This window comes from Aliivibrio sifiae (assembly GCF_002954715.1).
GTDB classification, from domain to species: domain Bacteria; phylum Pseudomonadota; class Gammaproteobacteria; order Enterobacterales; family Vibrionaceae; genus Aliivibrio; species Aliivibrio sifiae.
Genome location: NZ_MSCP01000001.1, coordinates 1883419 through 1897820, shown reverse-complemented (window position 1 = coordinate 1897820; position 14402 = coordinate 1883419). Strand labels below are relative to the sequence as shown.

General features: G+C 37.4%; 16 protein-coding genes. 12 read left to right on the top strand and 4 right to left on the bottom strand.

All coding sequences use genetic code 11. From position 1 onward, the window contains the following. Window positions 1-132 precede the first annotated feature (132 nt). From nrdR to BTO23_RS08435, 10 genes are all read left to right on the top strand, one after another. Complete coding sequence (gene nrdR / locus BTO23_RS08480) at window positions 133-582, top strand: transcriptional regulator NrdR (protein ID WP_060993574.1); 450 nt, start codon at window positions 133-135, stop codon at window positions 580-582. Between the two features lies 1 nt (window position 583). Continuing rightward, a complete protein-coding gene (ribD, locus tag BTO23_RS08475) occupies window positions 584-1705 on the top strand; it encodes a bifunctional diaminohydroxyphosphoribosylaminopyrimidine deaminase/5-amino-6-(5-phosphoribosylamino)uracil reductase RibD (RefSeq protein ID WP_060993573.1) in 1122 nt (373 codons plus the stop codon). A 3-nt stretch (window positions 1706-1708) separates the two neighbouring features. Next, window positions 1709-2365: a riboflavin synthase gene (locus tag BTO23_RS08470; protein ID WP_060993572.1), complete on the top strand. Its 657-nt coding sequence runs from the start codon at window positions 1709-1711 to the stop codon at window positions 2363-2365. Window positions 2366-2401: 36 nt separating this feature from the next. Beyond that, on the top strand, window positions 2402-3511 hold the full coding sequence (gene ribBA, locus BTO23_RS08465; RefSeq protein ID WP_060993571.1) for a bifunctional 3,4-dihydroxy-2-butanone-4-phosphate synthase/GTP cyclohydrolase II: 1110 nt from the start codon (window positions 2402-2404) through the stop codon (window positions 3509-3511). A 149-nt stretch (window positions 3512-3660) separates the two neighbouring features. Then, window positions 3661-4131: a 6,7-dimethyl-8-ribityllumazine synthase gene (gene ribH / locus BTO23_RS08460; protein WP_012549697.1), complete on the top strand. Its 471-nt coding sequence runs from the start codon at window positions 3661-3663 to the stop codon at window positions 4129-4131. After that, window positions 4131-4598 carry a transcription antitermination factor NusB gene (nusB, locus tag BTO23_RS08455; RefSeq protein ID WP_060993570.1) on the top strand — a complete coding sequence of 156 codons (468 nt, stop codon included), beginning with the start codon at window positions 4131-4133 and terminating at the stop codon, window positions 4596-4598. Before ribH ends, nusB begins: the two co-directional genes overlap by 1 nt. Before the next feature lie 83 nt (window positions 4599-4681). Further along, entirely contained in the window at window positions 4682-5680 is a 999-nt protein-coding gene (gene thiL, locus BTO23_RS08450; protein ID WP_060993569.1) for a thiamine-phosphate kinase, read from the top strand. Continuing rightward, complete coding sequence (gene pgpA, locus BTO23_RS08445) at window positions 5677-6180, top strand: phosphatidylglycerophosphatase A (RefSeq protein ID WP_061013642.1); 504 nt, start codon at window positions 5677-5679, stop codon at window positions 6178-6180. The genes thiL and pgpA overlap by 4 nt, the downstream gene beginning before the upstream one ends. A 3-nt stretch (window positions 6181-6183) precedes the next feature. Next, on the top strand, window positions 6184-7311 hold the full coding sequence (locus BTO23_RS08440) for a substrate-binding domain-containing protein (protein ID WP_060993567.1): 1128 nt from the start codon (window positions 6184-6186) through the stop codon (window positions 7309-7311). Further along, window positions 7304-9538 (top strand): LuxQ periplasmic sensor domain-containing protein, encoded by a 2235-nt coding sequence (locus tag BTO23_RS08435; RefSeq protein WP_105063343.1) that lies wholly within the window; start codon window positions 7304-7306, stop codon window positions 9536-9538. Before BTO23_RS08440 ends, BTO23_RS08435 begins: the two co-directional genes overlap by 8 nt. 7 nt (window positions 9539-9545) lie before the next feature. Here BTO23_RS08435 and BTO23_RS08430 read toward each other — a convergent pair whose 3' ends face one another. After that, window positions 9546-9821, bottom strand: coding sequence for a hypothetical protein (locus tag BTO23_RS08430; protein ID WP_060993565.1), 276 nt, complete (start codon window positions 9819-9821; stop codon window positions 9546-9548). Window positions 9822-9904: 83 nt separating this feature from the next. Between BTO23_RS08430 and BTO23_RS08425 the strand changes: the two genes are divergently transcribed. Then, a complete protein-coding gene (locus BTO23_RS08425; protein ID WP_105063341.1) occupies window positions 9905-10255 on the top strand; it encodes a putative quinol monooxygenase in 351 nt (116 codons plus the stop codon). Between the two features lie 67 nt (window positions 10256-10322). Here BTO23_RS08425 and dxs read toward each other — a convergent pair whose 3' ends face one another. From dxs to xseB, 3 genes are read right to left on the bottom strand one after another with little or no spacing between them, the layout of a single operon-like run. Further along, complete coding sequence (gene dxs, locus BTO23_RS08420; RefSeq protein ID WP_105063340.1) at window positions 10323-12206, bottom strand: 1-deoxy-D-xylulose-5-phosphate synthase; 1884 nt, start codon at window positions 12204-12206, stop codon at window positions 10323-10325. A gap of 20 nt (window positions 12207-12226) precedes the next feature. Next, window positions 12227-13123 (bottom strand): (2E,6E)-farnesyl diphosphate synthase, encoded by an 897-nt coding sequence (ispA, locus tag BTO23_RS08415; protein ID WP_060993562.1) that lies wholly within the window; start codon window positions 13121-13123, stop codon window positions 12227-12229. After that, entirely contained in the window at window positions 13116-13358 is a 243-nt protein-coding gene (gene xseB, locus BTO23_RS08410) for an exodeoxyribonuclease VII small subunit (RefSeq protein ID WP_060993561.1), read from the bottom strand. The genes ispA and xseB overlap by 8 nt, the downstream gene beginning before the upstream one ends. A gap of 277 nt (window positions 13359-13635) precedes the next feature. On the opposite strand from xseB, the gene pomA reads away from it, so the two are divergent. Further along, window positions 13636-14400 carry a flagellar motor protein PomA gene (gene pomA / locus BTO23_RS08405; RefSeq protein ID WP_060993560.1) on the top strand — a complete coding sequence of 255 codons (765 nt, stop codon included), beginning with the start codon at window positions 13636-13638 and terminating at the stop codon, window positions 14398-14400. Window positions 14401-14402 lie beyond the last annotated feature (2 nt).

Here is a 14402-nt window from a genome sequence, read left to right as displayed (position 1 = left end):
CGGCGGAATTAATTGATACTTTAATTAATAACTGTAAATTGCTCTTATGTGCAGCCTTGCTCTTCTTTCGCTTGAAAGTAGGCACGGTTCCGCTTTTCTTGTACACTAAATAAAAAATAATAGGAGGCAAGAATGCATTGTCCATTTTGTAGTGCAACCGACACAAAAGTTATCGATTCTCGATTGGTTTCTGATGGTCATCAAGTTCGTCGTCGTCGACAATGTTTGGCGTGTAATGAGCGATTTACTACATTTGAATCAGCCGAATTAGTAATGCCAAAAGTAATTAAGTCGAATGGTAATCGTGAACCATTTAATGAAGATAAGCTTTCTGGTGGTTTGTACCGTTCATTAGAAAAACGCCCTGTTAGTGCAGATTTAGTCGAATTGGCGTTGAATACGATTAAATCACAACTGCGAGCTACAGGTGAGCGAGAAGTACCTTCTGATATGATTGGAAACCTAGTTATGGACCAATTAAAAGAATTAGACAAAGTTGCTTATATTCGTTTTGCTTCGGTATATCGTAGCTTTGAAGACATTAAAGAATTCGGTGAAGAAATCGCAAAATTAGAGAAATAACATGAAATTTAGCTCCCAAGATCACCAAATGATGCAAAAAGCCATATTATTGGCAAAGCAAGGCATTTTCACTACAGCACCTAATCCAAATGTAGGTTGTGTATTGGTTAAAAATGGGCAGATTATTGGAGAGGGAGCGCATTTAAAAGCTGGCGAACCACATGCGGAAGTTCATGCATTGCGTCAAGCTGGTGAAAATGCAAGAGGTGCAACTGCCTATGTAACCTTAGAACCATGCTCCCATTATGGTAGAACTCCACCTTGTGCTGAAGGCTTAATAAAAGCAGGTGTCGCTAAGGTTATTTGTGCCATGGTTGATCCTAATCCTCAAGTTGCAGGTCGAGGTTTAGCTATGTTAAATGCTGCTGGTATTGAAACAGCATCAGGTTTACTTGAAGCTGACGCCCGTGCTTTGAATACTTCATTTTTACAACGAATGGAAACCGGAAAACCGTTTGTTCAATTAAAGATGGCAGCCAGTCTTGATGGTAAAACCGCATTAAAAAATGGTGAAAGCCAATGGATTACTTCTAAAGAAGCGAGACAAGATGTTCAGCGTTATCGTGCTTTATCTGGTGCTGTTTTATCAACAGCAAAAACGGTAATAGAAGATAACGCTTCTCTCAATATTCGTTGGGATGATCTACCATTATCAATTCAAAAAAACTACCCAGAAAAAAAACTAAGACAGCCATTACGCATTATTTTAGATCGCCAACATCAACTTACTTCTGGGCTTAAATTATTTAAGGTAGGCAGTGACGTCGTAACCATTTCTTCTCACTTTACCCATTCAATTGAGTCTCAAAAAGATCATTTACATTGTAACGTTTGTGATGAGGGTAAGCTGATTTTATCAGAAGCTATTGATAAGGTAGCTCAAGAATACAATGTTAATCATATTTGGGTGGAGGCTGGTGCGACTTTAGCTGCGAGTATGATAGAAGCCAATTTAGTCGATGAATTAATCATTTATTTAGCGCCTAAATTAATGGGCGCTGATGGACGTAGTTTATTAAACATTGTCGGATTAACCGCAATGTCTGAGGCTATTGAACTAGACATTACAGATGTTCGAATGGTCGGTAAGGACATTCGAATTACAGCAAAAATAGCAAGGTAACGTATGTTTACAGGAATTATTGAATCAATCGGTACACTTCAAGCGATCACGCCAAAAGGTGAGGATATTAGTGTAACGGTTAATGTTGGTAAATTAGACATGGGTGATGTAAAGCTTGGTGATAGCATTGCAACCAACGGCGTATGCTTAACGGTTGTTGCTATGACTTCACAGACTTACACTGCCGATTTATCACTAGAAACACTTAAACGTACTGGTTTTGTTGATTACAAAGCGGGTGATAAAGTGAACCTTGAAAAAGCGATGTTGCCAACGACACGTTTTGGTGGACATATAGTATCTGGTCATGTTGATGCTGTTGGTGAAATTATCGAGCGCCATCAAACGGGGAGAGCGGTTGAATTTTGGATTCAATTACCCCCAAATTTAGCAAAATATGTAGTAGAAAAAGGATCAATAACCGTTGATGGCATTAGCTTAACCGTCAATGATTTACGTAAAAATGCATTTAAGCTGACGATTGTACCTCATACGGCAGCTGAAACAACAATGGATCATTTCTCTGTAGGTCAAAAAGTGAACCTAGAGGTGGATGTCATTGCCCGATATTTAGAAAGACTTGTGATCGGACAGAAAGAAGAGCAACCTGAGTCTTCTGTTACGATGGATCTTTTGGCAAAATCTGGTTTCTTAAATTAACCACTTAACCTAACTAATATATTAAAGGTATTTCACATGGCAATTAGCTCAGCAAAAGACATTATTGAAGATATTCGCTTAGGTAAGATGGTTATCCTGATGGATGATGAAGATCGTGAGAACGAAGGCGATTTAATCATTGCAGCAGAAAAAATCACACCAGAAGCGATTAACTTTATGGCAACGCACGGTCGTGGTTTGATTTGTCTAACGATGACAAAAGAACGTTGTGAAAAATTAGGCTTGCCACCAATGGTACAAGATAATAATGCACAGTTTACAACGAATTTTACCGTTTCAATTGAAGCGGCTGAAGGCGTAACTACGGGCATTTCAGCGGCGGATCGTTCTCGTACAGTGGAAGCTGCAGTTGCAAAAAATGCAGTAGCAGCTGATTTAGTTCAACCAGGTCATATATTCCCTCTTGCAGCACAAGAAGGCGGTGTATTAACGCGTGCTGGACATACAGAAGCAGGTTGTGACCTAGCTCGTTTAGCGGGCTTTGAACCAGCAGGTGTGATTGTTGAGATATTAAATGATGACGGCACAATGGCTCGTCGCCCTGATTTAGAACTCTTTGCAGAAAAACACGATGTGAAATTGGGGACTATTGCTGACTTAATTGAATATCGTAATAACAACGAAACGACGATTGAACGTGTTGCTGAGTGTAAATTACCGACAGAATTTGGTGATTTTGATTTAGTGACTTACCGTGACACGATTGATAATCAACTTCATTATGCAATGAAGAAAGAAAATACATCAGGTACTGCGCCATTAGTTCGTGTGCATCTTCAAGATACATTTACTGATATTCTTCATTCGGATCGTTGTGCTGAGCGTAGCTGGACTTTGCCAACGGCAATGCAGCGTATTGCGGCAGAAGGCGGTGTACTTGTAATTTTAGGCAATGAAGAATCAACAGATAGCATTGTTCATAAAATCAAAGTATTAGAGCGTCAAGATAACGGTGAAGCACCAACAATGGCTAAAAAGCAAGGTACGTCTCGCCGTGTTGGAGTGGGTTCTCAAATCTTAGCTGATATGGGGATCTCTGATATGCGCTTACTGTCATCTTCTTCAAAGCGATACCATTCATTATCAGGCTTTGGCCTTAATGTTGTTGAATACGTTTCAAAATAAGCGTCTTCATGGGCTCTATTGTGTAAATAGAGCCCAAATAATTAGATATTTGTCACAAAGCTGTGATAGAATTCGCCGATTCTCACTATGATATGTAGTTGAAAATAGTTACCCAGTTTAATTGGAATAATATAGATACAGGAAGGCTTATGAACGTAATTGAAGGCGGCGTTGCTGCTCCTAATGCGAAAATTGCAATTGTCATTTCTCGCTTTAATAGCTTTATTAATGAAAGTCTACTTTCAGGCGCTATCGATACTCTAAAGCGTTTTGGTCAAGTATCTGAAGAAAACATCACTGTTGTTCGCTGCCCTGGCGCCGTAGAATTACCATTAGTTGCTCAACGAGTAGCTAAAACAGCAAAATATGATGCGATTGTTTCATTGGGTTCTGTTATCCGTGGTGGTACACCACACTTTGAATACGTATGTAGTGAATGCAATAAGGGTCTAGCACAAGTATCTCTGGAGTATAGTATTCCAGTGGCATTTGGTGTTTTGACTGTTGATACTATCGATCAAGCAATCGAGCGCGCCGGTACCAAGGCTGGTAATAAAGGGGCAGAGGCTGCACTAAGCGCACTCGAAATGATTAATGTTCTGTCTCAAATCGAATCCTAATGGGGGTTAGTGTGAAACCAGCCGCACGTCGTAATGCACGTCAATTTGCGCTTCAAGCAATTTATTCATGGCAATTAAGCAAAGAAAACGTTGCTGATATTGAAGAGCAGTTTTTAACTGCAGAGAAGTATGATGAAGAAGAGCATCATGCAAAAGAGCCTAAGCTACAAGCTCCAGAGACAGATGTAGCGTATTTCCGCGATCTTTTCTCAGGCGTTGCTCTTAACCACATTAAGTTAGACGGTAAAATGCGTCCATACTTATCTCGTCCACTTCAAGATCTTGATCAGATGGAACTTGCGTTACTGCGTATGTCTATCTATGAAATGATGAATCGTGACGATGTACCTTACAAAGTAGTTATCAATGAAGCGATTGAACTTGCAAAAGTGTTCGCAGCAGAAGATAGCCACAAATTTGTAAATGGTGTATTAGATAAAGCGGCTCCGACATTACGTAAAAAATAAGTCGGATTTAGCATACTAATTAATAGTAAAGGTCAGCCTAGTTGCTGGCCTTTTTTATAACTAAAAAACGGTATTATTATACGATGAGTAGTGAATTTAATTTAATTGACCGATTTTTTGTTCAAGGAAATCTATCTCGAGATGATGTTGATTTAGGGATAGGTGATGATTGTGCATTAGTCAGTGTTCCTGCTAATCATCAAATAGCAGTAACAACAGATAGTTTAGTTGCTGGGACTCATTTTTTGGCAGATGCGGATCCTGTTCGAGTTGGTTATAAAGCATTGGCTTCTAACTTAAGTGATTTAGCTGCTATGGGAGCAAAACCAACATGGGTATCGTTAGCTCTCACATTACCTCAATCTGATGAAGTCTGGCTTAAAGATTTTTGTGATGGTTTTTTCGGTTTAGCGAAGCAACATAATGTGCAGCTTATTGGTGGAGACACAACTAAAGGGCCATTAAGTATTACCATTACAGTGCAGGGTATTGTGCCTAAAGGTGAAGCAATGACCCGAAAAGGGGCTTGTTGTGGCGATGATATTTATGTCACTGGTAATTTAGGAGATAGCGCAGCAGGCCTAGAAGTGGTGTTAAACGCATCGACTATTGATAAAAGTGAATTAGAGAAAGAGCTAGAAAAACGACACTATTATTCATCACCAAGAGTAGAGTTAGCTCAACAAATTCGTCACTTATGTCACTCAGCCTTGGATATATCTGATGGACTTATTTCTGACTTAGGTCATATACTAAAACAATCTGGAGTCACTGCTAAAATTGATGTTGAAAAATTACCAGTGTCTGAAGAACTCGTTCAGTATTGCCAAAATAACGGTGATAAGTACCAGAAGATGGCACTGACAAGTGGTGAAGAATATGAACTTTGTTTCACTGCTCCTAAAATAAATAGAGAAGCGATTAAACAAATAACTACTTTTTTAAATCAAAACGTTAGTATAATTGGTGAAATATCAAATGAATCATTTACTAACCTACAGTCTAAAGTACAATTATATAAAAATGAGACCTCACTAGATTGGCAGTTATCTGGTTACGATCATTTCAGGAGTGAAGCATGACAAACCCTTTAGCATTAATTAGCTTAAAAAATCCGTGGCATCTACTAGCAACAGGATTTGGGAGCGGTTTGGCGCCAATTATTCCAGGGACAATGGGAACTCTTGCTGCAATTCCATTTTACCTACTGATAGCCCAATTGCCTTTTAACTTATTTGTAATTGTTGTTGTAGTCTCTGCTCTTATTGGCATTAAAATTTGTGATATCACTTCATCTGATATGAAAGTACATGATCACGGCTCTATTGTTTGGGATGAGTTTGTTGGTTTATGGATAACAATGAGCATTGTTCCATTCTTAGATTTACCAGTAACCGACTGGAAATGGTTACTTACAGGGTTTGTTCTATTTCGATTTTTCGATATGGTAAAGCCTTGGCCAATTGGATGGCTAGATAAAAAAGTTCATGGCGGCTTTGGCATCATGCTTGATGATATTGTCGCTGGATTTATGGCTCTAATTAGTCTTTGGTTAATTGGACAATATTCTGGTTGGTTATAAAAAATGATTAAAGTCAGAGCTAATGCGTGCTCTTTACTTCTTGTTATTATTACTTTTTTCAGTTATTCAAAAATAGCCAGTGCTAGTTCTGTATTAGTTGGCTATTGGGGATATGACGAGTATTTAGCTAAGTACCCTGAAGAGAGCGTATTAACATCTGAATTAAAAAATACAGTTAAAATGGAACCGATCCCGCTTTCCATTAAACAAGATAAACCAATTAAAATTTCATTTATCTACCCTGGTGAGCAAGCTTCTGATTACTGGGTTCGTAATTTAATCGCATTAGAGTCTCGTCTAAAAGCGTTGAATATTAAATATGAGTTAACTACGGTATCAACTCGATTAAATATTGATTTTAAAGAACAAAGTCGTTCTTTATACAATGCTATCGATAAAAAATCAGACTATCTTATATTCACTCTTAATACGACTCGTCATCGTAAGTTTATTGAACACGTCATTCAAAGTCCTGATACTCAAATTATCTTGCAAAATATAACTACGCCTGTAAAAGCATGGCATGATTGTCAGCCATTAATGTATGTTGGTTTTGACCATGTGATAGGAACTAAGTTGTTAGCTAATTATTATCAACAACAGTTTCCAAATGGCGCTAAATACGGAATGTTGTATTACTCTTATGGTTATTTAAGTACGGCTCGAGGTGATGTATTTGTTCAATCTATGGACAATAATAAGTACACATTAACGTCGTCTTTTTATACTGAAGCAACAAGAGAAAGTGCTTATAATGCGACTCAAAGTATTCTACAAGATAGATCTGATGTCGATTTTATCTATGCCTCTTCAACGGATATTGCACTAGGCGCGGTTGATGCTCTTAATCTTTTTGACGATGTTCAGCCTTTAGTTAATGGTTGGGGTGGTGGATCTTTAGAGTTAGAGGCGATTAAAAACGGTACGTTAGATGTGACAGTTATGAGAATGAATGACGACACAGGGGTTGCAATGGCGGAAGCAATAAAATTAGATCTTGAAGGTAAAAAAGTTCCCACTGTATTTTCTGGAGACTTTGAAGTCATAACGTCAGAGACTAACCCTGAAAAAATAGAAGCATTAAAAGAAAGGGCTTTTCGTTACTCAGACGTGAGTTTAAAGCATGAGTAAAGGAAATGTATTAAAAAAAGCATCGTTAGCTGATCTCATCTTTCGTGCTATTTTTGTTATATTTTCCATCTTAACTGTGGGTATTACTATTCATACCTATCAACTTAGTATCAATACTATAAATCAAGAGGTAAAGAGAAATTTACAGCAAACCTCTTCATTGATAACGAATTATTTAAACCATCGCTTAGCTATATTACAAATTAGACAAGATACTGATGCTGGAAGTTTAGGTTTAACTGATGTTCATAGTAAAGATCGTATTTTTAGTCTAGAGCGTTACTTTGCTGATATGGAATCTAAATCCCCCTATAACTCACCGGATTTTAGATTTATTGAAGTGGATAATAAACTGTATTGGAATGATGGTAACAACCTATTTTTAGGGATGACGGAAGAAAGCCTTCAATCTGTTATTGATAAAAATATCTATATAAACACTTGGTATTATATGTTGGTTGATAATTCGACCCCCAAGGCTCATATCTTTATTCGAAAAACACCGATAGTCGTTTCTTCTACAGGTCATATAAGAGGCTACTTATATAATGCAGCGATACTAAATAACAACCTTTCTTTTGCTCATAACTTGAAAGCAGTAAGTAATAGCCAAGGGATCTTAATTATTAGTAATGGTGAGATAATTGCATCAAGCCTTAAAAAAGGATCTGAAGAATATAAAGAGATAGAGAGTGTTATTTCTAATCCTAAGTTAATTTTACCTAATAAGATCTTAAACTATACCCCATTGAATATTAAGTCATTGAATGGCTCGCTATCTATATTGTCGTTAAAAAATAAAAATAATATTGAGCAACTAGAACAGCGTTTTATTTATAGTGTCATCTTGTCTTTCTTTGTTCTTATTGCTATTGCTGTTTTAGTTAGAGGCCTTTTTGAGCATAAGATACTATTAGCGTTAAATTCGTTGTTAAACTATACCAATGATGCATCGAAAAAAGACGCAAATATTCATTATTTAGGCAGTGGTATTGTTGAATTTGATCATATTGGTAAGCAGTTAGAACAAACATTTGTTGAATTAATTGAAGCAAAAGAAGAAAGTCATAGAGCTCAAGCTGCAGCTGAAAAATCAACTCAGGTTAAGTCAGATTTTTTAGCCAGAATGAGTCATGAAATTCGAACCCCTCTTAATGGTATTTTGGGTATTTCTAGTTTATTGAAGCAAACTAATTTGACGGTTGAGCAGAAAAAGCAAATTTGTATACTGCATCAAGGTGGTGAGCACTTACTTGCGGTATTAAATGATGTATTGGATTTTTCTCAAATAGAACAAGATAAGCTGAATATTAACTATGAGTTGTTCGTATTAAATGATGTATTAGAAACAATTAATGCGATATATACTCCCCTTTGTAAGGAAAAGGGCATTGAATTTATTATTGAAAATAAAGTAAATAATCAAGATCTAGTGAATTCAGATCAGGTGAGATTAACGCAAATATTATTTAATTTATTAAGTAATGCCGTTAAATTTACTGAACATGGCCATGTAAAATTAACGGTGTGCTTAGATACTCAAGGTTCTCAATCACTACTTAATCTTAATGTTGACGATACAGGATTAGGGATTTGCAGCGATGAACAATCACGTATGTTTGAACCCTTTGTTCAAGTTGAATCTACAGATATAAGAAAGGTTGGCGGTAGCGGTTTAGGTTTGGCAATAGTAAAGCAGCTGTTAGACCTACTTTATGGCAGTATTTGTGTTAAAAGTGAATTGGGGGTTGGGTCTTCTTTTTACGTAAAAATTCCTATCTCGGTGATTGAAGCGACAGAAGATCCTCCAAGTATAGAAAGTTTGAATGTTGAATCTCAATTACCAACTAATTTAAATGTATTATTGATTGAAGATAATAAATCGAATGCTTACATTGCTAAAGCATATTGTCAGAAATACAACCTAAAAGTTGAATGGGAAATATCAGCAAAAGCAGGAATCGAGAGATTACGAGAGAAGTCATTTGATCTTATTTTAATGGATAATCAAATGCCTGAAATGAGTGGGATTGAAGCCACTAAATACATACGTAGAGAGTTAAATTTAATGACCCCTATATATGCTTATACTGCTGATGTTTTAAAAGAGGCAAGTGATGAGTTCTTATCTGCTGGCGCTAATTACATCATTACTAAACCAATCAAAGAAAAATCTATTTTAGATGCTTTGTTTTTTTACAAATCAACGATTCGATCTAAGTATTAACTTTAAATTAACTGCGTTTAATGCGAACCACTTTCATGATTTCAATATCAAATCCTGCAATTTTTTCCAATGCTGGATAATAGGTTAAATTCACTTTTGCGCCTTTGAGAGACTGGTATGCTTTTGTTCTATTAAATTTAAATGGAGCATTACAGTTTTCAATCATAATGGTATGCTGTATCCAATCACCAGTATCTCGTTGCGTATGAGACGTTACTTTTACTTCTACGCTATGAGTGAGTTGTTGATGTTTATTCAGCATTTTATCTACGTCTGATTTCATTACTATTACCATGTAAAGTGTACAAAACTATGTGTCATAGTGAGAGATAAAAGGATGTTAGTCAATCAAACAAGGAGTTCATCATGTCTAAGAAAGTGTATTGTATTGCTCAGTTTTTACCAAAAGAAGGTAAATTAGATGCACTGTTTTCTGTATTACAGAGCCTAGAGCCTAATACCATGCGTGAAGATGGTTGCTTACAATATACAGTCACTCGTCAGTTACAAAGTTCATTTGCTGAAGGTCAGAGCTTTCCTATTGCATTTAATGAAATTTGGGCTGATAACACAGCGTTTGAAGCACATTGTCAGCGTGAAGAAATTAAGCAATTTTTCGAGCAGCAATGTATAGCTGAAGATGGGTTAGTGGATGAGTGGAATGTATGTATTTATACCGATGAGCCTAGTAATTTTGATGCGCCAAAATTAAGTTAAATTTTACAATCATTACATACAAAAAATGCCACAGAGTTGTGGCATTTTTTATTAAAGTGAGATTAGATTATAAATCTAAATAATCTCTGATTTGTTTTTCAATGCCTTTTGCATCTAAGCCTAACTCAGCATGCATCTCTTCCTGCGTTCCTTGGTCAATAAATTGATCAGGTAAACCAAGTTGTAATACTGGTTTAATCAGGCGATTTTTCATTAAGAATTCGACGACACCAGAGCCTGCGCCACCAGAAATTGCATTTTCCTCAATCGTGACAAGAACATCATGGTTAGTCACTAACTCACACAATAGAGCTTCATCAAGCGGTTTGACAAAGCGCATATCGGCAACGGTGGCATCTAATTGTTCTGCAGCTTCTAAGCTACTAGCTAAGAAAGTGCCGAAATTTAAAATCGCAACACGTTCACCTTTTTCTGTGATTTTTGTTTCACGAATTAGGCGGCCTTTGCCTATTTCTAATACTTGCATATCGTTAACTACTTCTGCGCCAGTAGCACTACCTCTAGGGTAACGAACTGCACTCGGGCCTTTGTGTTTGTGGCCCGTATAAAGCATTTGACGGCATTCATTTTCATCACTTGGTGTCATGATAACCATATTAGGAATGCAGCGCATAAAGCTGATATCAAAAGCACCTTGATGGGTTTGGCCATCGGCGCCAACTAAACCTGCACGGTCAATGGCAAACATCACTGGGAGGTCCATAATTGCCACATCATGGATCAGTTGGTCATAACCGCGTTGTAAAAAGGTGGAGTAAATGGCAACAATAGGGTTATAGCCGGCAATCGCCATCCCGCTTGCTAAAGTAACAGCGTGTTGCTCAGCAATGGCAGCATCAAAATATTGTCTTGGAAATTCTTTAGAGAAACGCACCATACCAGAGCCTTCACGCATGGCTGGTGTGATTGCCATTAATTTTTCATCTTCTTTTGCCATATCACAAAGAAAATCACCAAAAATGTTGGAGAAGGTTGGTTTTCCTCCTGATGATTTTGGTAAAGAATCATTGCTTGGATCGAATTTTGGTACACCATGATAGCTGATTGGATCTTTTTCAGCTGGCTCATAGCCTTTGCCCTTTTTCGTCATAATGTGTAAAAACTGCGGTCCTTTAAGGTTACGCATGTTTTTAAGAGTACGAACGAGCTCGTTCACATCATGTCCGTCTACAGGACCAATATAATTGAAACCTAACTCTTCAAACATGGTGCCAGGAACGACCATACCTTTTAGATGTTCTTCAGTACGTTTAAGCAGTTCTTTAATCGTAGGTGTACCAGAAAGAACTTTTTTACCACCTTCACGAATAGACGTATATAAGCTGCCTGATAATACTCGAGCAAGTTGATTATTTAGAGCACCTACATTTTCTGAAATTGACATCTCATTGTCGTTTAAAACAACTAACATATCAGGGTGAATATCACCGGCATGATTTAACGCTTCAAATGCCATACCTGCAGTAATTGCACCATCACCGATAACACTAACGACTTTGCGGTTTTCCTGTTCTTTTTCAGCACAAATAGCCAAACCTAACGCAGCACTGATTGAGGTCGATGAATGACCGACAGAGAGGACGTCATATTCACTTTCATCACGCCATGGGAATGGGTGTAATCCACCTTTTTGGCGGATCGTTGCCAGTTGCTCACGACGACCGGTTAAGATCTTGTGAGGGTAGGCTTGATGACCAACATCCCAGATCAATTGATCAAAAGGCGTATTATAAACATAATGTAAGGCAACGGTCAGTTCAACGACACCAAGCCCTGATGCCAAATGACCGCTAGATTTACTTACGGAATTTAAGAGATAAGTACGTAACTCATCACACAAAGTAGGTAGACTTTCTTTTGGCAAAGAACGTAATTCATCAGGCGTATTTGCCAAAGCCAGAATCGGGTATTTTGAAATATCTAGTGACATAGTATTAGCGCTTATCTGTTTTAGTTTTTACGCGCAATGACGTATTGGGCGAACGCTTGCATTGCATCCGTGTTGTAAGGGATATCATTCAACGCATCAATTGCTGTTTGGTATAATTGTTCAGCTTTCTGTTGAGCACCTTCAAGTCCTAATAGGGCTGGATAAGTACTCTTCTCTAATTCTAGATCAGAACCTTGTGGTTTTCCGAGTGTTTCTGTATCACTAATGATATCTAAAATATCATCTTGAACTTGAAAAGCTAAACCAATAGCATCAGCGTATTTTTCAAGTTGTGGAAGAATTTCTTTGCCCTTCTCACCAGCACATAGTGCACCTAATTGAATAGCACTTTTCATTAATGCCCCTGTTTTATGGGCATGAATTTTTTCTAAAGAAGTAAGGTTAACCAGTTTACCTTCTGCTTGTAGATCAAGAGATTGGCCCATACACATACCAGATGCACCAGAGGCTTTTGATAATACTCTGATCATATCTATACGCGAAGATTCAGCTTCTTTAGTTAATGAACCATTCGCTAAAATTTCAAATGCTAAAGTTTGTAGTGCATCACCTGCAAGAATAGCTGTTGCCTCGTCAAATTTAATGTGACAAGTCGCATGACCACGGCGTAAATCATCATTATCCATCGCTGGTAAATCATCATGTATTAATGAATATGAGTGAATACATTCTACGGCAGCAGCCGCATCATCTGCGAATTCGGCGCTAACCCCAAGCATGTTTGCGGTAATGTAAACCAGATAAGGTCGAGCGCGCTTACCGCCTAATAACAATGCGTATTTCATTGCTTCAGTAAGAGGTTGCTGTTGAATCTCTATTTTTTCAAGCCATTGATTCAACTGATCGATATTACGTTGTTGAAAAATAGGTAATTGGTGTTTAAGTGAATCAGTCATTATCAGTATCAAAAGGCGTTAATTCAGCATTATCATCAGCTTGTAAAAGAATATCGACGCGTTGTTCAGCATCTGTTAGTTTTTCTTGCCCAGCTCTTGCTAATGCAATGCCACGCTCAAATTTCTTTAAAGCATCTTCAAGAGGCAAGTCGCCACTTTCTAGTTGATTGACGACAGAATCCAATTCTTCTATTGCCGCTTCAAATGATAAATTTTCCGGTTTTTTTACAGCCATAATGATTCACTCTTAAAATGATCCAAGAAAGGTAACTCAGAGAGCCTAAAGGGTCAATTGAACTGGTGATAAAGTGATACATAAAAGTAAAATTTAACGGATAAGGGTTATTTTTTCATCAATATAGTAATGAAGTCATGTTTTTTGATAAAAAAATTAAACCATTCATTTCTTTGGTCGATAAGAAAGAAGCGGCAAAAAAGTGATGATATTTATGGCTTAATTTTTGCTTAGCTAATTATAAATAAACACAAGCAGCAAGATAGGGGAGCGCTCTGTGGATTTAGCAACGTTAATAGGCTTAGTTGGTAGTTTTGCATTTATTATTATGGCAATGGTACTGGCAGGTGGTTTAGCCATTTTTATGGACACAACATCGGTTCTTATCGTATTCGGTGGTTCGATCTTTGTAGTACTAATGAAGTTTACGGTAGGCCAATTTTTTGGCGCAGGTAAGATCGCAGTTAAAGCATTTATGTTTAAAACAGATGAACCTGTTGATTTAATTGTAACTATTGTTGAAATGGCAGATGCAGCTCGTAAAGGCGGTTTTCTGGCGTTAGAAGAGAAAGAGATCAGCAATTCATTTATGCAGAAAGGCATCGATTTATTAGTTGATGGTCATGACGCTGAAGTTGTAAAAGCAACATTACAAAAAGACATCGCATTAACTAACGAACGTCATGAAAAAGGCGTTGGCGTATTTACTGCTTTTGGTGATGTAGCACCAGCTATGGGTATGATTGGTACTCTTATCGGTCTAGTGGGGATGTTATCTAACATGGATGATCCTAAATCGATTGGTCCAGCAATGGCGGTTGCACTACTAACTACATTATATGGTTCTGTTATCTCAAATATGATCGCATTCCCTATTGCGCATAAATTGGAACTACGTAAAGAACAAGAAAAATTAAATCGTCGTTTAATTCTTGATGGTATTTTAGCTATTCAAGATGGCCAGAACCCACGTGTTATTGATAGTTATTTACGTAACTACTTAAACGAGAAAAAACGTGTTGTTGATACTGGCGAAGAATAAGA